General features: G+C 73.6%; 26 protein-coding genes. 21 read left to right on the plus strand and 5 right to left on the minus strand.

The genetic code is table 11. From position 1 onward, the window contains the following. The first annotated feature begins 15 nt into the window (after positions 1 to 15). The 11 genes from ABZS51_RS33225 to hypE all read left to right on the plus strand — a co-directional run bounded on the left by ABZS51_RS33225 (position 16) and on the right by hypE (position 8,913). A complete protein-coding gene (locus ABZS51_RS33225; protein WP_355449450.1) occupies positions 16 to 1,809 on the plus strand; it encodes a nickel-dependent hydrogenase large subunit in 1,794 nt (597 codons plus the stop codon). 6 nt (positions 1,810 to 1,815) lie between these two features. After that, on the plus strand, positions 1,816 to 2,331 hold the full coding sequence (locus ABZS51_RS33230) for a NifU family protein (protein ID WP_355449452.1): 516 nt from the start codon (positions 1,816 to 1,818) through the stop codon (positions 2,329 to 2,331). 10 nt (positions 2,332 to 2,341) lie between these two features. Next, the gene (locus tag ABZS51_RS33235) at positions 2,342 to 3,058 is read left to right on the plus strand and encodes a DUF5947 family protein (protein WP_355449455.1); all 717 of its coding nucleotides are present in this window, start codon (positions 2,342 to 2,344) and stop codon (positions 3,056 to 3,058) included. Then, positions 3,055 to 3,279, plus strand: coding sequence for a hypothetical protein (locus tag ABZS51_RS33240; protein WP_310714882.1), 225 nt, complete (start codon positions 3,055 to 3,057; stop codon positions 3,277 to 3,279). Before ABZS51_RS33235 ends, ABZS51_RS33240 begins: the two co-directional genes overlap by 4 nt. Before the next feature lie 4 nt (positions 3,280 to 3,283). Beyond that, positions 3,284 to 3,952: a DUF6084 family protein gene (locus ABZS51_RS33245; protein WP_355449458.1), complete on the plus strand. Its 669-nt coding sequence runs from the start codon at positions 3,284 to 3,286 to the stop codon at positions 3,950 to 3,952. Beyond that, positions 3,942 to 4,997 (plus strand): hypothetical protein, encoded by a 1,056-nt coding sequence (locus tag ABZS51_RS33250; protein ID WP_355449461.1) that lies wholly within the window; start codon positions 3,942 to 3,944, stop codon positions 4,995 to 4,997. The genes ABZS51_RS33245 and ABZS51_RS33250 overlap by 11 nt, the downstream gene beginning before the upstream one ends. Further along, complete coding sequence (locus tag ABZS51_RS33255) at positions 4,994 to 5,878, plus strand: hydrogenase maturation protease (RefSeq protein ID WP_355449464.1); 885 nt, start codon at positions 4,994 to 4,996, stop codon at positions 5,876 to 5,878. Before ABZS51_RS33250 ends, ABZS51_RS33255 begins: the two co-directional genes overlap by 4 nt. A gap of 110 nt (positions 5,879 to 5,988) precedes the next feature. Continuing rightward, a complete protein-coding gene (locus tag ABZS51_RS33260; RefSeq protein ID WP_310714873.1) occupies positions 5,989 to 6,354 on the plus strand; it encodes a hydrogenase maturation nickel metallochaperone HypA in 366 nt (121 codons plus the stop codon). Beyond that, entirely contained in the window at positions 6,332 to 6,604 is a 273-nt protein-coding gene (locus ABZS51_RS33265) for a HypC/HybG/HupF family hydrogenase formation chaperone (RefSeq protein WP_355449467.1), read from the plus strand. Before ABZS51_RS33260 ends, ABZS51_RS33265 begins: the two co-directional genes overlap by 23 nt. 9 nt (positions 6,605 to 6,613) lie before the next feature. Then, the gene (hypD, locus tag ABZS51_RS33270; RefSeq protein WP_310714869.1) at positions 6,614 to 7,741 is read left to right on the plus strand and encodes a hydrogenase formation protein HypD; all 1,128 of its coding nucleotides are present in this window, start codon (positions 6,614 to 6,616) and stop codon (positions 7,739 to 7,741) included. Further along, positions 7,738 to 8,913, plus strand: coding sequence for a hydrogenase expression/formation protein HypE (gene hypE, locus ABZS51_RS33275; RefSeq protein WP_355449470.1), 1,176 nt, complete (start codon positions 7,738 to 7,740; stop codon positions 8,911 to 8,913). The genes hypD and hypE overlap by 4 nt, the downstream gene beginning before the upstream one ends. A gap of 98 nt (positions 8,914 to 9,011) precedes the next feature. Here the strand turns inward: hypE and hypF are convergent, their stop codons facing one another. The 3 genes from hypF to ABZS51_RS33290 are packed head-to-tail and all read right to left on the minus strand — an operon-like array spanning position 9,012 to position 12,837. Continuing rightward, positions 9,012 to 11,291: a carbamoyltransferase HypF gene (gene hypF / locus ABZS51_RS33280; RefSeq protein ID WP_355449473.1), complete on the minus strand. Its 2,280-nt coding sequence runs from the start codon at positions 11,289 to 11,291 to the stop codon at positions 9,012 to 9,014. Further along, positions 11,288 to 11,950: an SIS domain-containing protein gene (locus ABZS51_RS33285; RefSeq protein ID WP_355449476.1), complete on the minus strand. Its 663-nt coding sequence runs from the start codon at positions 11,948 to 11,950 to the stop codon at positions 11,288 to 11,290. Before ABZS51_RS33285 ends, hypF begins: the two co-directional genes overlap by 4 nt. Then, entirely contained in the window at positions 11,947 to 12,837 is an 891-nt protein-coding gene (locus tag ABZS51_RS33290) for an SIS domain-containing protein (protein WP_355449479.1), read from the minus strand. Before ABZS51_RS33290 ends, ABZS51_RS33285 begins: the two co-directional genes overlap by 4 nt. Positions 12,838 to 13,061: 224 nt before the next feature. Here ABZS51_RS33290 and ABZS51_RS33295 point away from each other — a divergent pair, with 224 nt between their 5' ends. Beyond that, positions 13,062 to 14,147, plus strand: coding sequence for a Zn-dependent alcohol dehydrogenase (locus ABZS51_RS33295; protein WP_355449482.1), 1,086 nt, complete (start codon positions 13,062 to 13,064; stop codon positions 14,145 to 14,147). A gap of 59 nt (positions 14,148 to 14,206) precedes the next feature. Here the strand turns inward: ABZS51_RS33295 and ABZS51_RS33300 are convergent, their stop codons facing one another. Then, positions 14,207 to 15,637 carry an MFS transporter gene (locus tag ABZS51_RS33300; RefSeq protein ID WP_355449485.1) on the minus strand — a complete coding sequence of 477 codons (1,431 nt, stop codon included), beginning with the start codon at positions 15,635 to 15,637 and terminating at the stop codon, positions 14,207 to 14,209. Positions 15,638 to 16,051: 414 nt separating this feature from the next. On the opposite strand from ABZS51_RS33300, the gene ABZS51_RS33305 reads away from it, so the two are divergent. The 5 genes from ABZS51_RS33305 to ABZS51_RS33325 are packed head-to-tail and all read left to right on the plus strand — an operon-like array spanning position 16,052 to position 20,445. Continuing rightward, positions 16,052 to 16,672: an RNA polymerase sigma factor gene (locus tag ABZS51_RS33305; RefSeq protein ID WP_355449488.1), complete on the plus strand. Its 621-nt coding sequence runs from the start codon at positions 16,052 to 16,054 to the stop codon at positions 16,670 to 16,672. Then, on the plus strand, positions 16,669 to 17,517 hold the full coding sequence (locus ABZS51_RS33310) for a zf-HC2 domain-containing protein (RefSeq protein WP_355449491.1): 849 nt from the start codon (positions 16,669 to 16,671) through the stop codon (positions 17,515 to 17,517). Before ABZS51_RS33305 ends, ABZS51_RS33310 begins: the two co-directional genes overlap by 4 nt. Beyond that, complete coding sequence (locus ABZS51_RS33315) at positions 17,502 to 18,359, plus strand: ATP-binding cassette domain-containing protein (protein WP_355449494.1); 858 nt, start codon at positions 17,502 to 17,504, stop codon at positions 18,357 to 18,359. Before ABZS51_RS33310 ends, ABZS51_RS33315 begins: the two co-directional genes overlap by 16 nt. Beyond that, on the plus strand, positions 18,356 to 19,837 hold the full coding sequence (locus ABZS51_RS33320) for a hypothetical protein (RefSeq protein ID WP_355449497.1): 1,482 nt from the start codon (positions 18,356 to 18,358) through the stop codon (positions 19,835 to 19,837). Before ABZS51_RS33315 ends, ABZS51_RS33320 begins: the two co-directional genes overlap by 4 nt. Then, positions 19,828 to 20,445, plus strand: coding sequence for a hypothetical protein (locus ABZS51_RS33325; protein WP_355449500.1), 618 nt, complete (start codon positions 19,828 to 19,830; stop codon positions 20,443 to 20,445). The genes ABZS51_RS33320 and ABZS51_RS33325 overlap by 10 nt, the downstream gene beginning before the upstream one ends. 213 nt (positions 20,446 to 20,658) lie before the next feature. Here the strand turns inward: ABZS51_RS33325 and ABZS51_RS33330 are convergent, their stop codons facing one another. Continuing rightward, positions 20,659 to 20,922: a hypothetical protein gene (locus ABZS51_RS33330; protein WP_355449503.1), complete on the minus strand. Its 264-nt coding sequence runs from the start codon at positions 20,920 to 20,922 to the stop codon at positions 20,659 to 20,661. Between the two features lie 82 nt (positions 20,923 to 21,004). Between ABZS51_RS33330 and ABZS51_RS33335 the strand changes: the two genes are divergently transcribed. The 4 genes from ABZS51_RS33335 to ABZS51_RS33350 all read left to right on the plus strand — a co-directional run. Further along, on the plus strand, positions 21,005 to 21,976 hold the full coding sequence (locus ABZS51_RS33335; RefSeq protein WP_355449506.1) for an AsnC family transcriptional regulator: 972 nt from the start codon (positions 21,005 to 21,007) through the stop codon (positions 21,974 to 21,976). Positions 21,977 to 22,008: 32 nt separating this feature from the next. After that, positions 22,009 to 22,590 carry a hemerythrin domain-containing protein gene (locus tag ABZS51_RS33340; RefSeq protein WP_355449509.1) on the plus strand — a complete coding sequence of 194 codons (582 nt, stop codon included), beginning with the start codon at positions 22,009 to 22,011 and terminating at the stop codon, positions 22,588 to 22,590. 69 nt (positions 22,591 to 22,659) lie between these two features. Further along, the gene (locus ABZS51_RS33345; RefSeq protein ID WP_355449512.1) at positions 22,660 to 23,130 is read left to right on the plus strand and encodes an Rrf2 family transcriptional regulator; all 471 of its coding nucleotides are present in this window, start codon (positions 22,660 to 22,662) and stop codon (positions 23,128 to 23,130) included. A 72-nt stretch (positions 23,131 to 23,202) separates the two neighbouring features. Continuing rightward, on the plus strand, positions 23,203 to 23,772 hold a 570-nt coding region (locus tag ABZS51_RS33350; protein WP_355449515.1), incomplete at its 3' end, for an MFS transporter.

The raw sequence follows: 23,772 nt of genomic DNA on the forward strand, positions 1-23,772 counted from the left end.
AGGGGGAGCGTCGAGGTGACGACCCGATCCGTGCCGGCGCAGGAGACGCGGCAGCTCGTGGAGATGTCCTGGGACCCGATCACCAGGATCATCGGCAACCTGGGCATCTACACCAAGATCGACTTCAACAACAGGCAGGTCGCGGAGTGCAAGAGCACCTCGTCCCTGTTCCGCGGCTACAGCGTGTTCATGAAGGGCAAGGACCCGCGCGACGCGCACTTCATCACCAGCCGCATCTGCGGCATCTGCGGTGACAACCACGCGGTCTGCTCGGTCTACGCACAGAACATGGCGTACGGGATCAAGCCCCCGCCGCTGGCCGACTGGATCCTCAACCTCGGCGAGGCCGCCGAGTACATGTTCGACCACACGCTGTTCCAGGACAACCTGGTCTTCGTCGACTACTGCGAGCAGATGGTCAAGGAGACCAACCCTGGCATGCTGCGCCGCGCCGAGACCACGGAGGCGCCCCGGGGGGACATCCACGGCTACCGGACCATCGCCGACATCATGCGGGCCTTCAACCCGTTCACCGGCGACGTGTACCGCGAGGCGCTGCAGGTCAGCCGGCTCACCCGGGAGATGTGCTGCCTCATGGAGGGCCGGCACGTGCACCCGTCGACCGTCTACCCGGGCGGCGTCGGCACGGTCGCCACGCCGCAGGTGTTCACCGACTACCTGGTGCGGCTGGTCCGGGCGCTCGACTTCATCAAGCGGGCCGTCCCCATGAACGACGACGTCTTCGACTTCTTCTACCAGGCGCTGCCCGGCTACGAGGAGGTCGGCCGGCGGCGGATCATGCTGGGCTGCTGGGGGGCGTTCCAGGACCCGAACGTGGTCGACTACGACTACCGGCACATGGAGGAGTGGGGCCGGGCCATGTTCGTGACGCCCGGCATCGTGCTGGACGGCGAGCTGCTGACCACCAACCTCGTCGACATCAACCTCGGCATCCGCATCCTGCTCGGCAGCTCGTACTACGACGACTGGCAGGGCGAGGAGACGTTCGTCACCCAGGACCCGCTCGGCAACCCCGTCGACCAGCGCCACCCGTGGAACCAGACGACGCTGCCCAAGCCGCAGCGGCGCGACCTGGAGAACGGCAACTACAGCTGGGTCATGAGCCCCCGCTGGTACGACCGGCGCACCGGCGACCACCTGGCCCTGGACACCGGCGGCGGGCCGCTGGCCCGGCTGTGGAGCACGGCGCTGGCCGGGCTGGTCGACGTCGGCGGCGTCCGCGCCACCGGGCACAGCGTGGAGATCAACCTGCCGAAGTCCGGCTCCCTGCCGGAGACGCGGCTGGAGTGGCACGTGCCGAAGTGGGCCAACACGATCGAGCGCAACCGGGCCCGGATGTACTTCGTCGCCTACGCCGCCGCGCTGGCCTTCCACTTCGTCGAGCAGGCGCTCAGCGAGGTCAGGGCCGGGCGCACCAAGGTCTTCACCGACTTCGACGTGCCCGACGAGGCGATCGGCTGCGGCTTCCACGAGGCGGTGCGGGGCGTCCTGTCGCACCACATGGTCATCCGCGACGGGAAGATCGCCAACTATCACCCGTATCCGCCCACGCCGTGGAACGCCAGCCCGCGCGACATCTACGGGACGCCGGGCCCGTACGAGGACGCGGTGCAGGACCTGCCCATCTTCGAGGAGAACGGGCCGGAGAACTTCAAGGGCATCGACATCATGCGGACCGTCCGCAGCTTCGACCCGTGCCTGCCGTGCGGCGTGCACATGTACCTCGGCGACGGCAAGGTGCTGCGGCAGGTCCACTCCCCCACCCTCGGCACGAGCGTCCCGGGCTGATCCGCGATGGACGACCAGGAGGTGACCGAGCGGGTGCGCCGCGTCGAGGCGCTGCTCGAAGACGGGGCGGACCCGCGGGCCGTGGAGCTCGCCGAGGCGCTGCTCGACCTGTACGGCGAGGCGCTGGGGCGGGTCATGGCCGTGGCTGCCGCGGCCGGCGGCGGCCTGCCGGAGCGGATCGCGGCCGACGGCCTGGTGGCGCACCTGCTGCTGCTGCACGGCCTGCATCCGCTGGACGCGACCACCCGCATCGGCCACGCGCTGGAGGCGGCGCGGGACCGGCTGGGCGGGGCGGAGGCGGAGGTCGTGGCGGTCGAGGACGACCTGGTGCGGCTGCGGCTGCGCCGGCCGGGCGGGGGCTGCCGGTCCTCGGCGGCGCGGGTGCGCGCGGCCGTGGAGCAGGCGGTGCGCGACGCGGCGCCGGAGTTCGAACGGGTCGTGGTGGAGGAGCCGGCCGCCGTACCGGCTCCCGTGGTGATCCCCGTGGAGAGCCTGCTCAGGGCCCCGAGGACGCGGGCGTGAGGCGGCGCCGATGACGGGGAGCGCGCTGCGCAGGCTCATCGCCCGTCCGGGCGCGGCGCCGGGACAGCGGGTGGTCGGCTCCGGGGGCGAGGCCGAGGAGCGGTGCGAGCTGTGCGCCGCCCCCCTTCCCGAGGCGCACCGGCACCTGCTCGATCTCAAGGCCCGCGAGCTGCGCTGCGCCTGCCGGCCGTGCTCCGTGCTGTTCGACGGTCCGGGCGGCCCGCCGCACTCGGAGGACGCGGGTGGCACGGGCGCCGTGGGCGGCCCCTACCGGCTGGTTCCCGACCGCCGGTGGCTCCTGGACGGGTTCGAGCTGGACGACGAGACGTGGGCCGGGCTGAGCATCCCGGTCCGGATGGCGTTCCTCCTCCACGACGCGGCGGCGCGGCGTACGGCGCTGTTCTACCCGAGCCCCGCCGGCGCCGTCGAGTCCCCGCTGGAGCCGTCCCTGTGGCGGCGGCTGGAGGAGGCCAACCCGGTGCTGCGGCGGGTGACACCGGACGTCGAGGCCCTGCTCGTCAACCGGACCGGCGCCGCCGGGGAGCACTGGATCGTGCCCGTGGACGACTGCTACGCCCTGGTCGGCCTGCTGCGTACCCACTGGAAGGGGCTCGCCGGAGGAGCGCGGGTCTGGGACGCGATCAACGACTTCTTCGGCGAGCTGCGTGAGAGGTCGACGACCGTGCCCGCAGCCCGGAACCCGACAGTTGAGGGGAGAACGCGATGACCCGCAAGAGCGAATCGCACATCAGGACGGGACGGCGCCAGGTGCGCCCCGACACGCCCTCGCACATCAAGGGGGTCAACGAGGGCAACGCCGTGGGCCACTACGAGCGCCAGGTGGGGCACCTCATCGACGGCCGCTCCACCGCCGCGCGCTCCACCGGCGTCAACGCCGCGGACCGCGACGTCATCGACCCCGACATGCCCAACCTCTCCCCCGCCTGATCCCGTGTCCGACACGACGACGGCCGGCGGCGTTCCGGCCCTGCGCATCACGGTCGAGGACGCCCGGGCCGCCGAGTTCGCGGCCGTGCCGGCGCTGGAGTTCGCGCTGCGGATCACCGACGCGAGCGGCTGCGAGGTGCGGTCGGTCATCCTGGAGACGCAGTTGCGCATCGCCGCCGCCCGCCGCGGCTACGACGAGGCGAGCCGCGAGCGGCTCGCGGAGGTGTTCGGGCCGTCCGAGCTGTGGGGCAGGAGCCTGGGCAGCCTGATGTGGGCGCAGACCGTCACGCACCTGCCCGCCTTCACCGGCGAGACGGCCGCGCTGGTACGCGTGCCCTGTACCTACGACTTCGACGTGGCCGCCGCCAAGTACCTCCACGCCGTGCGCGACGGCGAGATCCCGCTGGAGTTCCTCTTCAGCGGCACGACGTTCCACCTCGACGGCGGGGCGCTGCGGGCCGCGCGCCTCCCGTGGGACACCGAGGCCGGGTTCCGCATGCCGGCCGCCACCTGGCGGGAGCTCATGGACCACTACTTCCCCGGAGACGCCTGGCTACGGCTGGGCCGTGACATGTTCGACCGGCTGCACGCCTACCGGACCCGCAACGCCCTGCCGGGCTGGGACGACGTCGTGGAGTCGCTGCTGAAGGCGGGAGCCGTTGATGGACGCTGAAGGCGGGGAGCCGCTGATGGACCAGGTCGGGCAGATCGCGCGGGCCGTGCTGTACGAGGGCTACCTGCTGTGGCCGTACCGGCAGTCGGCGCTGAAGAACCGGCACCGCTGGACGATCGGCGGCGTGCACCCCGAGCCGTACGGACGGGCGCACGACGGCAACCCGTGGCTGATGCGGACCCAGTGCCTCCTGGAGGCGGACCCCGGCGCGGCCGTGGACGTGCGGGTGCGCTTCCTGCACGTCGTCGTCCGGGAGCCGGCCCTGCTCCGGGACGGCGTACCGGAGCCTGTGCCGGAGCCGGTCTCCGGCAGAGGCTCCGGCGGGGTGCCCGAGACCGTGCCGGAGCCCGGCGGCGTGCGCGTGCTGGTCCGGGAGGAGGCGGTGGAGCGGGAGGTGGCGGCGTGCGGCCTGGCCCTGGAGGGCCTGCTGCGGCGGCCCGCCCGCGTCGCGATCGACGTGCCCGCGGGGCGGGAGTACGAGGTCCTCGCCGACGGGTCCGGCGCGGCGCTCCGGTCCTGGGAGGAGCTGCGCGGGCACGTCGAGGTGGGCGCCGAGCAGGTGGAGCCCGGCCTGTTCCGGCTGACGGTCACCGTGGTCAACACCACTGCGTGGGAGGGCGGCACCCGTACCGCCGCGATGCGGCGCACCCTGGTCTCGGCGCACAGCGTGCTGCACGCGCCGGACGGCCGGTTCGTCTCGCTGATGGACCCGCCCGAGGAGCTGCGCGCCCACGCGGAGAGCTGCGGCAACGTCGGCACCTGGCCGGTCCTCGTCGGCGAGAAGGGCGAGCGGCACACGATGCTGTCGGCGCCGATCATCCTGTACGACCACCCGCGGATCTCGCCGGAGAGTCCGGGCGACCTGTTCGACGCGACGGAGATCGACCAGCTGCTGACGCTGAGCGTGCTGGCGCTGAGCGACGAGGAGAAGCGGGAGATCCGCGAGGGCGACCCGCGGGGCAGGGAGATCCTGGAGCGGTGCGACGCCCTCACGCCCGAGCGGCTCATGCGGCTGCACGGGGTCCTGCGCACGGAGCCGACATGAACGACGGTTCGGGGGACGGGGCCGATCGCATGGTGGGGATGGGGTTCTGGGCGCGGATGGAGCGGCGTGGCCCCGACGTGGTGACCATCGCCGGGCGGCCCGTACGGTCCGGCTCCCGGGTCCGGCTGCGCCCCTCCGCGCTGGGGCGGACCGACATCATGGACCTGGTCCTGGACGGCCGCGTCGCCGTCGTCGAGTCGATCGAGCAGGACGACGAGGGCGCCTTCCACCTCGCGGTGACCCTCGACGACGACCCGGGCCGCGACCTCGGTGAGGCCCGGATGCCGGGCCACCGGTTCTTCTACGGGGCCGACGAGGTCGAGCCGCTGGACGCGCCGGCCGCGCAGGCTCCGGGCACGCGGATCCTCGTCGCGGGCATCGGCAACGTCTTCCTCGGCGACGACGGGTTCGGCGTCGAGGTGGCCCGCCGGATGGCCGCGCTGCCGCAGCCGGCCGGCGTGGACGTGGTCGACTTCGGCATCCGCGGCATGGACCTGGTCTACGCGCTCCAGCGGGACTACGACCTCGCGATCCTCGTGGACGCCGCGCCGCGCGGTGAGGCGCCCGGCACGCTGACGGTGCTGGAGCCGGACCCGGCGGGCGGGCCCTCGGGGGCGCAGGTCGAGGGCCACGGCATGGACCCGGTCCAGGTGCTGCGCCTGGCCGGGGAGCTCGGCCGGCTGCCCGGCCGGGTGGTCGTCGTGTGCTGCGAGCCCGCCATGGCGCCGGCCGGCGGGCCGGACGAGGACGTGCTCGTGGAGCTGAGCGAGCCCGTGCGGCAGGCGGCCGGCCAAGCCGTCCGTCTGGTGATGGACATGATTGCGGAAAACGCCGGGCCCGCCTCCCGGCCTCCGCATCCGGAAGGAGGTGACATGACATGAGAAGGACACGAGTAGCGGCATTGATCGCCACAGCCGTGGTGACCGCGGCGATTGCCCGCCAATGGCCGGAGATCAAGCGTTATCTGACGATGAAACGGATGTAGCGCCGTATGCACGAGATCGGAATGTGCGAGGGCCTGGTCGAGCTGCTGGAGCAGCGAGCCGGAGGCAGGCGGATCACCGGCGCGCGGGTGCGCGTGGGCGTCCGCCACGCCGTCGTGGACGACGCGTTCGGCCAGGCCTTCACGCTCGCCGCGGCGGGCACCGCCGCGCAGGACGCCGCCGTCGATCTCGTCGTCATGCCGGTCACCGTCACGTGCCGGGCCTGCGGCGCGCGCTGCGAGTCGCTGGACGTGCTGGCGGTCTGCCCGCCGTGCGGCAGCGCCGACGTGGACGTCTCCGGCGGCGACGAGCTGGTGCTGGAGTCCATCACCTTCGGGGAGGAGCCGGCCGATGTGCCTGGGCATCCCCGGTGAGCTCGTCGCCGCCGACCCGGACAACGCCGACCTCGCCGTGGTGGACGTCGCCGGGGTGCGCCGCCGGATCAACGTCGGCCTCCTCGTGGAGGAGGACCTGAAGGTCGGCGACTGGGTGCTGGTGCACGTGGGGTTCGCGCTGTCGAGGATCTCCGAGTCGGAGGCGCAGGCGGTGCTCGACTACCTGGAGGGCCTCGGGCAGGCCTACGACGACGAGCTGGACGCGCTGCGCCGGTCGGACATCACGTGAGGGGGGCGCGTGCGGTTCGTCGATGAGTACCGCGACGCGGACAGGGCACGGACACTGGCCGCGGACATCGCCGCCCGGTGCGAGCCGGGCCGCCGGTACACGTTCATGGAGGTGTGCGGCGGGCACACCCACACGATCTACAAGCACGGGCTGGAAGACCTGCTGCCGGAGGAGGTCGTGCTCGTGCACGGCCCCGGCTGCCCGGTGTGCGTGATCCCGATGGGGCGGGTGGACGACGCCATCCACATCGCCTCCCAGCCCGACGTGATCATGACGTCGTTCGGCGACATGATGCGGGTGCCGGGCGGAACCGGCTCCTTCCTGGAGGCCAAGGCCGCCGGCGCCGACATCCGCATGGTGTACTCCCCGCTCGACGCCCTCAAGATCGCCAAGGAGAACCCGGAGCGGCGGGTGGTGTTCATGGCGATCGGGTTCGAGACGACCGCGCCGTCCACGGCGATGACCGTGCTGCGGGCCGCCGCCGAGAACGTGCGCAACTTCTCGGTCTTCTGCAACCACGTCCTGATCATTCCGGCGATCAAGGCCATCCTCGACTCCCCGGACCTGCGCCTGGACGGCTTCATCGGGCCCGGCCACGTCTCGGCCGTGATCGGCTGCCGGCCGTACGACTTCATCGCCCGCGACTACGGCAAGCCGCTGGTCGTCGCCGGGTTCGAGCCGCTGGACATCCTGCAGTCCGTGCACATGCTGCTCGGGCAGATCGCGGCGGGCCGCCGCGAGGTGGCCAACCAGTACGCGCGCGTGGTGCCGTGGGAGGGCAATCGCACGGCCATGGACGTCATCGGCCGGGTGATGCGGATGCGGGCGCACTTCGAGTGGCGCGGGCTCGGCTTCATCTCCCACTCGGCGCTCGGCCTGTCCGACGCGTACGCGGCCTTCGACGCCGAACGGATCTTCGAGCTGCCCGGGCTACGCGTGGCCGACCCCAAGTCCTGCCAGTGCGGCGAGGTGCTCAAGGGCGTGCTCAAGCCGTGGGAGTGCAAGGTGTTCGGGACGGCGTGCACGCCGGAGACGCCCATCGGCACCTGCATGGTGTCCTCCGAGGGCGCCTGCGCGGCGTACTACAACTTCGGCCGCTTCAGCCGCGAGCGCGTGAGGGAGGCGACCCGGTCATGACCGGCACCCCGCGGGGCGCGCTGCACGAGGACCTCCCGGATCCGGTGCGCGCGCCGGCGTCCGAGGAGGACCCGTTCCCCGCTCCCGGCACCCCGCACCGCGACCGCGAGCAGCAGGTCCTCGACCGGATCGCCCGGGCCAGGCGGCGCAAGCCGGTGGTCAGGGAGGAGCGGATCACGCTGGCCCACGGCGCGGGCGGCAAGGCCACGCAGACGCTGATCCAGGCGGTCTTCCTGGAGGCCTTCCGCAACCCGCTCCTGGCCCCTCTGGAGGACGGGGCGACGCTGCGGACGGGCGACGCGCGGGTCGCGTTCACCACCGACTCGTTCGTGGTGTCCCCGCTGTTCTTCCCCGGCGGCGACATCGGCGACCTCGCGGTCAACGGCACCGTCAACGACCTCGCGATGTGCGGGGCGCGGCCGGCGTACCTGGCCGCCGGGTTCATCCTGGAGGAGGGATTCCCCGTCGCGGACCTGCGGCGGATCGCCGCGTCCATGGCGGCGGCGGCGACCGCGGCCGGGGTGGAGATCGTCACCGGCGACACCAAGGTCGTCCAGCGGGGCAAGGCCGACGGCTGCTACGTCACCACCACCGGTGTCGGCCTCCTGGAGCGGCCCGCGGAGCTGTCGGTCGCCCACGCCCGGCCGGGCGACGCGGTCATCGTGTCCGGGCCGATCGGGGAGCACGGCGCCGCGATCATGCTGGCGCGCGGCGAGTTCGGCATCGAGGCGCCGATCGTCTCCGACACGGCTCCGCTGCACGGGATCGTGGCCGCGCTGCTGGACGCCCTGCCCGGTCGGGTACGGGCGCTGCGCGACGCCACGCGCGGCGGGGTGGCCACCATCCTCAACGAGGTGGCCTCCGCCTCCGGCGTGTCCGTGGTGGCCGAGGAGGAGGCGCTGCCGGTGCGGCCCGAGGTGACCGGCGTGTGCGAACTGCTGGGCATCGACCCGCTGTACGTGGCGTGCGAGGGCAGGTTCGTGGCCGTGGTGGACGGCGGGCACGCGGAGCGCGCGGTGGAGGTGCTGCGCGGGCATCCGCTCGGGGCGGGGGCGGCGGTGATCGGCACGGTGCGGGACGACCCGCCGGGGCTGGTCCTGCTGCGTACGGCGTTCGGCGGCACCCGGATCGTGGACCTGCTCGTGGGCGACCCGCTTCCCCGCATCTGCTGAGGACCGCCCGCCCCCGCGACCCGACGGGAACGGCGAGCCAGGGGCGGGCGGCGGGGTCGACGCGTCAGGGCGGGCGACGGATCAAGGCGGGCGGCGGATCAGGGGCGGGCGGCGGCCACGACCGCCTGGCCGAGGCTGATCCCGCCGTCGTTGCAGGGCACCCGCCGGTGCGTCAGCACCCGCAACCCGCGGGCGCGCAGCCCGTCGGCCACGCCGCCGAGCAGGAGCCCGTTGGCGAACACGCCGCCCGACAGCGCCACCGTGCCGATCCCCGTGGCCCCGGCGACCACGCCGACGGCCGTCACCACCGCGCCGGCCAGCCCGTGGTGGAAGCGTGCCGCGATCACCCCGGCCGGCACGCCGCGCCGCAGGTCGCCGGCGACGGCCCGCACCAGGTCGGTGCTCCTGATCACCACGGGCGCGGTCCCGGTCACCGCCACCGGGTAGCCGTCGCGCACGTCCGGATCGGCCCGCTGCTCCAGGCCGATCGCCGCCTGTCCCTCGTAGGTGACGGTGTCGCGGACGCCCAGCAGCGCCGCCACCGCGTCGAACAGCCGCCCGGCGCTGGAGGTGAGCGGCGCGGCGGGGCCACCGAAAGCGGCCAGCGCGGCCACCGCCGGCCAGTGCCGCGCGTTGCGGCGGGCCACCGCGAGCCCGCCGGCCGGCTCCCCCGCGGCCCCCAGGCAGGCCGCCGCCATCCGCCACGGCTGGCGGATCGCCGTGACGCCGCCCGGCAGCGGCACCGGCTCCAGGTGCCCGGCCCGCTCGTACGCCGCCAGGCTCGCCACCAGCAGCTCGCCGCCCCAGACGGTGCCGTCGGGCCCGTACCCGGTGCCGTCGAACGCCACCCCGATGACCGGGCCGGCCTCGCCGTTGTCGGCCAGGCACGAGGCGATGTGGGCGTGGTGGTGCTGCACGGCGACCGTCTCCACGCCGTCCAGGTCCTGGGCGTACGTGGTGGACAGGTAGCCGGGGTGCAGGTCGTGGGCGACGACCTCGGGATCGACGCCGAGCAGCCGCCGGAAGCGGACGACCTCGGCGGTGAAGGCGCGCAGGGCCAGGTGGCTCTCCAGGTCGCCGAGGTGCTGCGACAGCACCGCGTGCCGCTCCCGCCCGAGACAGAAGGTGCTCTTCTGCTCGGCGCCGCAGGCCAGGACGGGCCGGCGGAACGGCCACGGCAGGGTGAGCGGCTCCGGGGCGTACCCGCGTGACCGTCGTACGGGCATCGGCGCGCCGCGGAACACCCGCAGCACGGAGTCGTCGGCGGGCGCGTGAATCGGCCGGTCGTGGCACAGGAGCGCGTCGGCGACGCCGCCCAGGCGCCGCAACGCGTCCCCGTCGTCGTGCGCGATCGGCTCGTCGGCCAGGTTCCCGCTGGTCAGCACGTACGGCCGGGCCAGCTCGCGGCAGAGCAGGTGGTGCAGCGGCGTGTACGGCAGCAGCACGCCCAGGTCGGGGCCGTCGGGCGCCACCGAGGGCGCGAGCGGCGCGCCGGGCCGCCGGGGCAGCAGCACGATCGGCCGGCGCGGCCCCGTGAGCATGGCCGCGGCGGCCTCGCCGGCCTCGCACAGCTCCCGCACGGCCGGCAGATCCGCCGTCATGACCGCGAACGCCTTGTCCGGCCGCCGCTTGCGGGCCCGCAGCCGCGCGACCGCGGCCTCGTCGGCGGCGTCCACGGCGAGGTGGTAGCCGCCGAGCCCCTTGACGGCCAGCACAGCGCCGTCCGCGACCAGGGCGGCCGCCCGCGTGAGGGGGTCGCCGGGGAGCGTCGATCCGTCGGGCGCGCGCAGCGTGAGCCGGGGGCCGCAGGCGGGGCAGCACGTGGGCTGGGCGTGGAAGCGGCGGTCGGCCGGGTCGTGGTACTCGCGGGCGCAGGCGGCGCACAGGGCGAAGCCCGCCATCGTGGTCACCGCCCGGTCGTACGGGACCGCCGTGATGATCGTGAAGCGCGGGCCGCAGGCGGTGCAGTTGACGAACGGGTACCGGAAGCGCCGGTCGGCCGGGTCGAACAGCTCGGCCAGGCAGTCGTCGCAGGTGGCCACGTCCGGCGGGACGAGCGCCCGGCCGGGGGCGCCGGGGCCGCCGGGGCCGCCGGCGACGCTGGGCACGATCCGGAACCCGCCCGCGCCGGTCGGCGGCACGGGGGTGACGCTGACCCGGTCGACGACGGCCAGCGCGGGCGCCCGCTCGCGCACCGCCTCCACCAGCGCGGCGACCGCGGAGGGCGGCCCCTCCGCCTCGATGAACACGCCGCCGCCGTCGTTGCCGACCAGCCCCGCCAGCCCGTACCGGGCGGCGAGGCCGTGCACGAACGGCCGGAAACCGACCCCCTGCACGATGCCCTCGACCCGGATCAGCGAGCGCACCCGCCCGCTCACGCCTCCGCCGGCTCCGCCCGCACGAGCTCGCGCAGCACGTGGCAGGCCGTGGTCTGCGCCTCCTGGACGCGGTGCACCGACGACGACGGGACGACGAACAGGTGGTCGGCCAGGCGCTCCTCGGCCATCCGGCCGCCGCCCGACCCGGCGAAGCCCACCGTCACCATGCCGGTGCGGCGCGCCTGCTCCAGGCCGCGCAGTACGTTGACGGACCCGCCGCTGGTGGACAGGGCCATCGCCACGTCGCCGGGGCGGCCGAGCGCGGCGAGCTGCCGGGCGAAGACCACGTCGAACGCGACGTCGTTGGCCAGCGCCGTCAGCAGCGCCGCGTCACCGGTCAGCGAGATCGCCGGCAGGGCCGGCCATGGCCGGCCGCCGTCCCGGTCCGGGGTGCGGAACACCTGGGCGACGGCCTGGGCGTCGGTGCTGCTGCCGCCGTTGCCGAACGCGAACAGCGTGCCCCCGGCCCGGAAGGCCGTCGCCATGGCCGCGGCGCAGGCGGCCAGCGCCGGGCCCAGCGAGCCCAGGACCCGCAGGCGCAGCTCCAGGCTCTCGGCGGCCTTGGCCGCGGTGGAGCGGACGAGCTCCCGGGCGGCGTTCTCCCGGGCGCCCCGGGCCGCGTCGCCGGCCGGCGTCAGGAAGGGGTAGATCCCGCTCACGAGCCGTCACCGCCGAGCACCACGATGGCCTCCTTGGCGTGGACGAGGACCACGTCGCCGACCCGCGCCTCGACGAGGGCGACGCTGACCTCCTCGGTGCCGCAGCCGGTCTCGACGAGGGCGAGACCACCCGGCCGCAGCTCGGTGACGTGCACCGGCACGGCCGTGTCGGCGCACGTGACGCAGGTGCCGGCGGTGTCGCGGGTGGTGTCGCCGGCGGTGTCGCCGGCGGGCCGGGCGGGCGGCGCGAGCCCGGGGTCGTCGAGCAGCACGTGGACCAGCTCCCAGAGCAGGTGGTAGGCCGTCACGTGGACCTCCCGGGCGATCAGCGGGTCGTCGCAACGGGCGGCGAGCACGTGATCCGCGACGACACCGCCGAGCGAGCCGTCGCCGTATCCGGGCGGGCGGTCCGCATCACAGACGGAGCCCGGTGGGGCGGTCGTCAGGGCGATGGTGAGCATGCCCAGCTCGCGGGCCGCCGCCAGCCCGGCCAGGACGCGCCGGTCCCGCTCGCCGGCGGGCACGCCGAGCGCGATGTCCTCCGTCCGCCCGAACGTCTCGACCTGCGCGGCGAACACGGCCTCCGGCCCGCCGGACACGGCGAGACCGCCGAGCGCCGCCGCGTCGCCGGCCAGCGAGATCGCCGGCAGCGCCCGCTTGCCCACGATCACGGGGTGGGTGAACTCGACGGCCACGTGCCCCGCGTCGGCCGCCGCCGCGCCGTCGCCGAAGGTGATGAGCCGTCCCCCGCGCCGGAAGCGCTCCGCCATGTCCCCGGCCGCGCGGACGATCCGCCCGGCGTCGCGGGCCAGCGCCTCACCGGGCGCGGTCCGGCGCGCGGCGGCGAGCTCCAGCAGGCGGTCGGGTGTCCCTGGTTCGATGGCCATGCGCGTCCCCCGTGGTGGTGCCTTCGCAGCCATGCTCATCGGCGCGGGGACGCGGCCGGGGCTCGTGCGTGCCCGCGTCCCGTCAATCTTGGGGAACGTTTCAGTTGCGCGGCGGCCGCCGCCTTATTCGACCAAACGCTTGCTCGGAATGCGGCTGCGAGGCGACAATGCATCCGTTGTGAAACAGGTTCTAACAAGGAAGACCCGTCCGGGAGGAACCGACCATGCGCGCCGCAATAGTCCACGAGCCCGGTGCCGCCCTCGAACTGCGCGACGACGTCACGGTCGCCGGGCCCGACCCTGGCGAGGTCAGGATCCGCGTCCGGGCGACCGGCGTCTGCCACTCCGACGTCTCCGCGCTCAAGGGCGTGCTGCCCACCTCCTTGCCGGCCGTGCTCGGGCACGAGGCCGCGGGCGAGGTGGTCGAGATCGGCTCCCGGGTGACCGGGCTGGCGCCGGGCGACCACGTGGTGCTGTCGTTCATCCCGGCCTGCGGGACCTGCCCCGACTGCCTGGGCGGCCAGCCGTACCTGTGCATCACGTACGTCCTGGAAGGCTTCACCAAGCCGCGCTTCCGCCTCGCCGGCGACACCCCGTGCTTCGGCTTCGGCGGCGTCGGCGCCTGGGCCGAGGAGCTCGTCGTCCCCGCCCAGGCCGCGATCAGGATCGACCCGGACGTGCCGTTCGAGCTCGCCGCGCTGCTGAGCTGCGCGGTCGCCACCGGTGTGGGCGCGGTCATCAACACGGCCGGGGTCGATGAGGGCTCGTCCGTCGTCGTCATCGGCGCGGGCGGCATCGGGCTGTCGGTCATCCAGGGGGCGCGGCTGGCCGGCGCGGCGACCATCCTGGCCGTGGACCCGGTCGTGGCCAAGCACGAGCTCGCCAAGGGCTTCGGCGCCACCCACGCCACCACGCCGGACCAGATGGAGGCGGTCAAGGGCCTGCTCACCGGCGGGCGCGGCTTCGACCACGCCTTCGAGGCCGTCGGCCGGTCGAGCACCGTGAAGGCCGCCTGGCAGGCCGCCAGGCGCGGCGGGAACGTCGTGGTCGTGGGCGCGGGGGCCGCGGACGACCAGGTCGAGATCGACGCCTTCTCCCTGCTGTTCGACGGCAAGAACATCCTCAGCTCCATCTACGGCTGCTCCGACCTGCGCCGCGACGCCAAGCGGTTCGTGGACCTGTGGCGGGCCGGCCGGCTGGACCTGGAGAGCCTCATCACCCGCCGCATCCGCTTCGAGGACCTGGCCGACGCCGTCAAGACCCTGGACAAGGGCGGGGACGTGATCCGCCAGGTGGTGCTCTTCGACTGACGGCGCCGGAACGAGCCCATGGTGTTGCCGCGGCACGGCGATCCTCACCGCGGGCTCCCCTACCTGGCAGCGCTTGATCGATCCGTGCGCATGAGGGCGGCGGCGACGGCGGTGGCGGCCAGCAGCGCGGCGGCGAGCAGGCCGGCCGACCGGGCGGCGGACACGTGCCCGGCGCCCTGCGCCAGGCCGCGCAGGAAGGCGCCGCCGAGGACCGCGGTGCCGAGCGTCGCGCCCAGTTGCTGGACGGCGTTGAGCAGCCCGGCGGCCGAGCCGGTCTCGTGGGGGCGGACGCGGGACAGCGCGGCGGTGAAGAAGGGGGTGGTGAACAGCCCGTTCCCGGCGCCGGCGACGGCCAGTCCCGCGGCCACGAGCCACCCGAGGCCCCCCGCGGACTCGTGGTGGGCGGTGAGGGTGATCGCCAGTCCGGCGAGCATGACGGCGAGCCCGGCGAACATCAGCCGCGGCCCGTACCGGGGCACCAGGCGGGCGCCCGCGACCAAGGAGGCCACCCCCATGGCCGCCGACCAGGGCAGCAGCGAGAGCCCGGCGGTCACCACGTCGCGTCCCAGGCCGAGCTGGACCTCCAGGACGACCACGAGCGTCAGACCGTTCATCGCCGCGAAGAACAGGGCCGAGGTCGCCAGCGCGGCCGGGAAGCCGCGGTCCCGGAACAGGCTCACCTCGACCAGCCCGTCACGACCCGTCCGGGCCCGGCGGCGCTGGTGCAGGCCGAACACCACGGACAGGACCACCCCTGCCGCCGCCATGGCCCAGCCCGCCGCCGGCCCTCCGGCGGCCTCGCCCCGGATGAGCGGGTACACCAGCAGACCGGTGCCGAGCGCCGCGAGCACGGTCCCCGTCCCGTCGAGACGTGGCAGGCCCGGGCCGCCCGCCGTACGGGGCTCTCCGGCCGGCATCAGGGGGACGACGGCCAGCACGGCGGCGGCCAGAGGCACGTTGACCAGGAAGACCGATCGCCATGACGAGCCGAGCAGGTCGGCGTGCGTGAGCACGGCGCCCAGGACCGGCCCGGCGACGGCGGCCAGCCCCATCACCGGCCCGATGCTCCCCATGGCCCTGGCCAGCTCGGCGCCGTCGAACATGGTCCGGATCAGCCCGATGGTCTGCGGGATGACCAGCGCGGCGGCGGCGCCCTGGACCGCCCGCAGGCCGATCAGCGTCCCGGCCTCCGGCGCGAGCGCACAGGCGGCCGAGGCGAGTGCGAACGCGGCCACGCCGGCGGCGAACACCCGCCGCCGCCCGGCCAGGTCGCCCAGCCGGCCGCCGGTGATCAGCAGCACCGCGAACGGCAGCGTGTACGCGGCGTTGAACCACGGGATGGCCGAGGCGTCGCCGCCGAGATCGGCGTGGATGACCGGCGCGGCGACCGTCACGATCGTCGCGTCGAGCAGGTTCATCGCCTCGGCGACGAGCAGGGCGGCCAGCCCGGCCCATCGCCACCGGTGGGCGACGTGGTGATGGAGCAGCATCGGGTTCCCTCTTCCTCGGAGTCGTTCCGGGGAACAGGGTCGGGCGGAGGGCGGCGGCCTTCCAGCCAGGCGGCCCGAAATGATGATTTTCTCCATCTGACAGGGATTACTTGGTGATCGCGTGCAGGCCCCGGTGACGGTCCGGGTGAGGTGGCAGGCCACCTGGGCGCTGACCTCAAGGCACGGCGGATCGGCCGGTGCGGCGCCTTTGCTGCCGATGGTCTGCCGCGCCGACCTGCCCAGCGATGTGGTCGACCGCCTCGGTCGGTACTTCCACCGGATCCGCCAGGACCGTGCCGAGTGCCCGGGCTGCGGCCACCTGTAGCCCAGTGGCCGGTGGCGGGTCACCCCCGAGGTTGAGATATTTCTGCCGTCACGGAACCGGACACGGCAGCTCTTGCGATAGATCGGAATGTGCGCCTATTCCTCATACGCCGCCGGGAACCACCCCCGGTCGGTCCCGACAGTAACGATGCGGAGCTTCTCGCGGCCGTTGCCGCTGAGCGGGTGGAGGCGCTGAAGATCCTGCACCAGCGGCACGCGCCCTGGCTGCGAGTACGGCTGGCCCGCCGGTGCGCCGACGCGGACCTGGTTGACGATGCGATCCAGGACACCTTCGTCGCCGTCTGGCGCGACGCGCACCGCTACCGTGCGCGGGAAGGTGAGGCGGCGGCGTGGATCTGGACCATCGCGATACGCAGGCTGATCTCTGCGCTGCGCCGGAGCGGCGCCGCCTCGCCCGTCGCCGCACTTGATGGCTCCCCCGCAGCGGGAGGCCACCGATCAGGTGCACGCCCGATCTCCGCATACCTGATCACTGAGTCGGCCGAGGACGCGGTCTTGCTCGGCGTGGAGCACGGCGACCTGGGCGCCGCGCTGGCCAGGCTGTCGCCGGACCTGCGCGCGGCCATCCAGGCGACCGTGCTCGACGACCTCACTGTGCGTGAGGCCGCCCAACTCCTCGGCATCCCTGAGGGAACCGTGAAGACCCGCGTTATGCGGGCCAAGGCCCAGCTCAGGGGGTATCTCGCATGAACGCGCAATGGCACCTGCCCGCGGAGCTGATCGAGCGCTACATGAGCGGCCATCTCGAACCGGTCCAGGTGATGTCGGTGGAGAGCCACCTCGCCCGGTGTGAAGCCTGCCGTGCGGAGGTGCCGTACGAGCGGGAGTGGCTCGCCGTGAGCTGGGCGAGGATCGAGGACGTGGTGGACCGGCCTCGGCCGCGGCCTGTGGCACGGCTTCTGCGTCGGTTCGGTGTCCCCGAGCACGTGGCCACGTTTCTCGCGGCCACCCCTGCTCTCGCCCGGGGATGGCTGGTCGCGGTCACTGCGGTGACGGCCTTCGCCGTGGCAGCCGCCCACCTGGTCAACCGCGATCCTCAGGCCCTCTTCGACGGACTGGTGCCCTTCCTCGTGACCGCGCCCGTGTTGCCGCTGGCGGGCATCGCCCTCGCCTACGGGCCCCTGGTCGATCCCGTTCACGAGATGCAGGCCGCCACTCCGTTGGGAGGTGCCAGGGCTCTACTGCTGCGCGCCGTCGCGGTGCTGGTGACCGCGATCGTGCTGACGGGCATGGCGACGCCGCTGCTGCCCGGCCCGCCGGGGCTGACGGCGGCGTGGCTACTGCCTGCTCTGGCACTCACCGCGGCCACCCTGGCCATGTCGACCCGATTCCCGCCGATGATCTCGGCTGCCGCACTGACCGCCACCTGGTTCGGCGCCGTGGCGACCTCTGCCAAGCTCACCGGCGACGCGTTGGCGCCCTTCTCGCCCGCGGCCCAGGCTCTGTACGGCGCGGCCGCGCTGATCCTGATCCCTCTCGTCTACCTGCGGCGTGCCCGCTTCGACTCAGGAGAGCCCAGATGGACCCGACCGTGACCGTTCGCGGCCTGACCAAGAAGTACGGCCGGAGCGTCGTGCTCGACGGCCTCACCCTGGAGTTCGGCCGGGGAGTGACTGGACTGCTCGGTCCCAACGGTGCCGGCAAGACCACCCTGCTGCGGACCCTGGCGACCACGCTGGCTCCCGACGGCGGCCAGGTGCGCGCTCTCGGCCTGGATCCCGCGGATCGCGGCCAGCGGACCGCCCTGCGCCGCCGCCTGGGTTACCTCCCGCAGGACCCGGGCTTCTACCCGCACTTCACGCTGTTCGAACTGGTCGACTACGTGGCGATCCTGAAAGAGCTGACGGACCGGCGTGAACGCCACCGGGAGGTGCGCCGGGTCCTTGCCGAGGTCGATCTGGCCGATCGCTCCAGGACGAAGGTGCGCAAGCTGTCCGGTGGCATGAAACAGCGACTGGCCCTGGCCCAGACGCTGCTCGGCGAGCCCGATCTGCTCATCCTCGACGAGCCCACGGTCGGTCTGGACCCTGAGCAGAGGATGCGGTTCCGGGCGCTGGTCTCCCGGCTCGGAGAGAGTCGTACCGTGCTGCTGTCCACCCACCAGACCGAGGACGTCGCCGCTCTGTGTGAACGCGTGATCGTGATGAACCGGGGGCTCGTGGTGTTCCAGGGCACCGCCGGTGAGCTCGCCGCTGTCGCGTCCGGCCAGGTGTGGATCTCCGATGCGCCTCCCCCCGACTCTCGCCTGTTCTGGCGGACCGCTGACGGCCGCTACCGAACCCTGGGAGTCCGCCCGCCGGGCGCGGCGCCTGCCGCGCCGGCCGTCGAGGACGGTTATCTGCTTCTGCTCGGCCAGCCGGTCGAGGCGGCGACATGATCTTCCGATCGTTGTTCCTGTTCGAGGTCCTCAGGCTGCTGCGCAGCCCCATTCCTTGGGGTGCCGCCGCGATCTGCCTGGGGCTGCGGCTCGTCGCGACCTGGCAGTGGTTGCCCGACATGAGTGTCGATCCGACGAGCACGTCGGGTGCGATGCTGCTCCTGGCGGTGGCCATGATGCTCACGGCCAACCTCGCGACGTCCCGGGACATGCGAGGCGGCATGCCGGAGACGCTCGGAGCGCTGTCCGGGCGCGCCACGGAGCGGACCAAGGCCGCGACTTCGGCGGCCGTGACGGTCGGAGCCGGGATCGCGCTGCCGGTGATGGCCGTCTACTTGCTGGCGCGTCTCGCGATGGGCCCGGTAGCGGGCGTGTTCGACCCCTGCGAGGCGCTGGGCGGGGTGCTGGCCGTGCCCTTCGCCGCGGCCCTCGGCGCGATGCTCGGCAGGTGGGCTCCCTGGCTGGTCGCGGTTCCCGTGATGGCCTTCCTGATCGGCGCTTTCACCTGGCTGAACAGCCAGCAGAGCGGTTACGGGGACTGGTTTCTGCCCGTCGTGCTCTACCACGGGCCCGACTGGCCGCAGCGCCCATCGGCGTTGCACGCCGTCTATCTCCTCGCTTCCGTCGCTCTTTTCGCGGCCTTGGCCCTGCTGCGGCACGGGCCCAGGCCAGTGCGCCTGGTCGCGGCCCTGGCCGCCGCTGCTCTGGCAGTACCCACGGGGGCCGCCGCGACCACCGCCGCCCCGGGGGAGGAGATCAACCACCGGTTCGAGATCATGCAAAGAGATCCAGCCGCGCTGCTCGACGACATGGACGTCCAGGTCCGGGAACGATACTTCGCGCGAGACGCCCGGCGCTGCGAGAAGCACGGCACCATCACCTACTGTGCCTTCCACGACTACGCCGCCTGGATTCCGTCGTGGGTGTCGGCGGTGAACCCTGTGGCGCAGGCGCTGCCCCCGGCGCAGCGTGACCGGCTGCCGGCCGTCCGGCAGTTCACCGACAGCTGGCTCGGCGCGGACGACGATGAGGCGACGTCCATCCGCACATACATGATGTGGGGACGCGCCGGAGCCGAGGACGCCTACCGCGCCGTGCTCGCTTCCCAGCTCATCCGCTCTGTGCTGGGATTGCGACCGCCGATGGCGGGCTGCGACGCACACGGCCAGAGCAGGGCACTCGTGGGCCTCTGGCTGCTCGGCCAGGTCATTGCGCTGACTCCGCCCGAGGACCGGGAGATCCAGATCGGCTCCTCCACCTTCAGCTCGGTGCAGTCACCGCTGGGCATGGTTCGATACGGCGCGGCCGAGCTGGGGTACGCCCGCAGACTGCTCGCCACGCCGGATGCCCGGCAACGAATATGGACGCACTGGGACACGCTGCTGAAGCCCGGCACGACGGTCGAGCAGGCGCTTCCGCTGCTGGGCCTGCGCCCCGAGTTCCCCGCCGAGCCGGTGAAGGGGCAGCCATGCTCGTGATCCAGCTGATCAGGCCGATCGCGCGGGCGATCGACTGGCTTCCTCTCGCGGCCACCGGGACGCTTGCCGTGGTCATGGCCTCGGTGATCGAGGGCGGTTCTGCGTTGCGCGTCGGGACCGCTTTCACCCTGCTCAGGATGATGGGGGTGATGCTGGGCGCCGCCGCTGGATTCGCCGTGATCGACGAGATGACCGCGAGCACGGGCGCGGCCCCGGTGCCCCGCTGGTTGCGCCAGTGGCTGCGCTGCGGCTTCGGGAGCCTTGCCGCGGGGCTGTTGTGGGGCATCGCCTGTGCCGTCGCCGTAGCCAGGCTGCCCGTGGGGGGAGAGCTCAGGGTGGCGGGGATGGCGGTGGAGGCGGCGGTGTGCATCGCCATCGGCCTGCTGTCGGCGTCGGTAGCCGGGCGCAGGCACCAGGGCAAGGCGACCGCTCTCGCCGGCATGGGCGGTCTCCTGGTGATCGTTTCGGTGAGTCTGGTTCTGCGGGGACCCTACTGGCCGTGGCTCTATCCGGAGGAGGAGAACTGGGAGATCGTGCACTACGGGTGGGTGGCCGTGCTGCTGCCCGTGCTCGCCGCACTGGGCTGGGCGAGCAGAGATTTACGCTGAGGAGACGGACGGGGCGTCGGCTGACCCCCAAGACGGCGAAATCCTACGGAACCGACCAGGGCGCCAAGGTGAAGAGGCTGCGGGTCCTGGTCGGCGAGGACCTCGTGACCTCGGACGGGCGCTCGCATCTCCACCGGTCAGTCGCGGTAACCGGGCACCCGGATCGACCACCCCCTGTACGTCATCGACCGGCAGGCCTGGGGGGTCAACGGGTCAGGGCCTGAAGACATCGATGACGTCGTCCCCGTAGGGGTCCACGTCCTCCCGGAGACGTTGCAGGTGGCATTCGCCGAGCGGCATCGACCGGGTAACGTCCGCGGCGACCACCCCACCCCGGCCCAGCCGCGCCACCCCCGTCAGGTGGGGGTCACCGCTGCCGCCCCGGCACGCGCCGCGGTCGACGGCCGCCGCGGCCTGGGCAGGAGCCGGTACGGCCGCCAGCCCGACCAAACCCGCCATCGTCACTGTCCGCCTCATGCCACACCCTCCCCCTTCTTCCGAAGCCAAGAAGCAGCCCAGAACATCCACTAAGACCCATATATGAGGAAATATGGCCGCCATGGATGAGCTCGACCGTGCACTGGTCCACGCCCTGCACATCGACGGCCGGGCCCCGTTCAGCCGTGTCGCCGAGGTGCTGGGCGTGTCCCCGCAGACGGTGACGCGCCGCTACGGGCGGCTCCGCCGCGAGGCGGGGCTGCGCGTGGTGGGCCTGGCCGACCACGGCCGGTCGGGCCACACCCAGTGGGTGGTCCGCCTCACCACGACCCCGTCCGCCGCCCGGACGCTGGCGCACTCGCTGGCCCGCCGCGCCGACACCTCCTGGGTCAAGCTGACCTCCGGCGGCACGGAGATCTTCACCATCGTCGACGCGCCGGACGCCACCCGCCCGCCGCTGCTCCACGACGTCCCCCGCCGGAGCGGGATCACCGGCGTCTCGGCGCACTGCCTGCTGCACACGTACCTGGGCGGCCCCGCGGCCTGGCGCGGCCGGCTCCAGAACCTCGACGACGCGCAGCAGGAACGGCTGCGCCCGGCCCTGCCCGCCCCGTCCGGCAACGCCCCCCTCACGCATGCGGACCGCGCGCTGATCGACGCGCTGCGCCACGACGGGCGCGCCGGCCACGCGGACCTGGCCGCCGCCACCGGCTGGTCCCAGGCGACGGTGGCCCGCCGCCTGGCGGACCTGCGCGCCCGCGACGTCCTGTTCTTCGACGTGGAGATCGACGCCGCCGCCTACGGGGTCACCACCCAGGCGCTGCTCTGGATGGCGGTCGCGCCCGCCGACCTGGAGCGGGTGGCCACCGCCCTGGCCGGCCATCACGAGCTGGCCGTGGTCATCGCCACGACCGGCACCACGAACCTGCTCGCCCACGCGCTCTGTTCCGGCCCCGCCGACCTGCACCGCTACCTCGTCCACCGGCTCGGCGCCCTCGACGGCGTCCGCACGCTGGAGACCGCCCCCGTCCTCGCCACCCTCAAGGCGGCCGGCCACCTCCCCGCCGACGGGGTGCGTTTGGCCAGGTCATAGCGCGGAGAGGGGTGACAGGGGGAGGAATCGACATGAACGATCAGCAGGGCGGGGGCGAGCAGCGGGACGTGATCACCGTGCTCGTGACGGACCATCGCGAGGTCGAGCAGATGTTCGCGGAGCTGGAGACGATGATCGGCGCCATCGGGGAGCGGCCGCAGACCCTCGCCGAACAGGTCGTCATCGAGCTGGTCCGCCACTCGGTGGCGGAGGAGGCGTACCTGTACCCGGCGGTCCGCGAGCACGTGCCGGGCGGCGACGAGCTGGCCGACAAGGAGATCGCCGAGCACGCCGAGGCCGAGAAGACCATGAAGCGGCTGGAGCGCCTGGAGCCGGGCGACGACGACTTCTGGCCCGTCCTGGAGGAGCTGATGAGGGAGATCCGCCATCACATCCAGGACGAGGAGGGCGACCTGTTCCCCCGGCTGCGCGCGGCCTGCCCGCCCGAGGCGCTCACCGAGCTCGGAGCCAAGGTGGAGCGGGCGAAGAAGCTGGCCCCGACCCGCCCGCACCCGTCCGCGCCCGACAAGCCGCCCGCCGACAAGCTGCTGGCGCCCGGTGCGGGGCTGATCGACCGTCTGCGGGACGCCCTCACCGGCCGCGGCCGCTCCTGACGCCCGCCCCGCTCCCCTCCCCCCGGTTTCCGGCCGCGCAATCGGGACATCTATAGTCCCCTTATGCACATGGGCGAGGGAGTCGAGTGGGGTCTGCACTGCTGCGTGACCCTGGCCTGGCTGCGCGACGAGGGGCCGGTGTCCATCCGCAGGCTGGCCGCGTGGTTCGACCTGCCGCAGGAGTACCTGAAGAAGCGCCTCCAGGCGCTGACCCGGGCCGGCATCCTGGCCTCCACCCCGGGGGCCAGAGGCGGCTTTTCCCTGGCCCGGCCGCCGGAGCGGATCACCCTCATGGACGTCGTCACCGCCCTCCAGGGGCCCTCGGAGCTGTTCCGCTGCGCCGAGATCCGGCAGCGGGGCGTGGGCGGCCAGGGCTCCGGGCACGATGTCAGCCGGCCGTGCGGCATCTCGACGGCGATGCGCCGCGCCGAGCTGGCCTGGCGGCGTGAGCTGGCCGCGCAGACGATCGCCGACCTCATGGCCCTCGCCCCGGAGAGCGCCGAGCGCACCCGGCGCAACTACAGCCGCATGACCGGCTGACCTCTCCCCTCCACCGTCCCCCGAGGCCGGGTCCGTCCGCCGGACCCGGCCCGTTCACGAAAGGAAATCGGGATGTCCGATGTCCTGGTTACGCGGCGCCCGCACGGGCTCCGCCGGACCCTGATCCTGGCGCTCGGCACGTTCGCCGTCGGCACCGACGCCTACGTGGTGGCCGGGTTCCTCCCGGCCATGGCCCGCTCCCTCGGCGTCTCCGAGAGCGCCGCCGGGCAGTCCGCCACCGTCTTCGCCGTCACCTACGCCGTGCTCTCCCCCGTCCTGGCCACCCTCACGTCCCGGTTCCCGCGCCGCCCGCTCCTGGCAGGCGCGCTGGTCGTGCTCGCGCTGGCCAACCTGGGCTCGGCGCTGGCGCCGAACTACCCGGCGCTGATGGTCACCCGCGTCGTGGCCGCCGCCGGCGCGTCGGTCTTCACGCCGAACGCCGGGGCCGTGGCCGCCGCGCTGGTCGCGCCGCGGCAGCGGGCCCGCGCCCTGGCCGTGGTGGTCGGCGGCCTGACCGTCGCCACCGCCGTCGGCGTCCCCCTGGGGAATCTCGCGGGCAGGCTGCTGGACTGGCGGGCCGCCCTCGCACTGGTGGCGGCCATGTGCGCGGTCGGCGCGGCGGGCGTGCGCGTCGCCCTGCCG

Origin of the sequence: Nonomuraea sp. NPDC005501, from assembly GCF_040605905.1 — a bacterium.
Taxonomy (GTDB): Bacteria; Actinomycetota; Actinomycetes; order Streptosporangiales; family Streptosporangiaceae; genus Nonomuraea.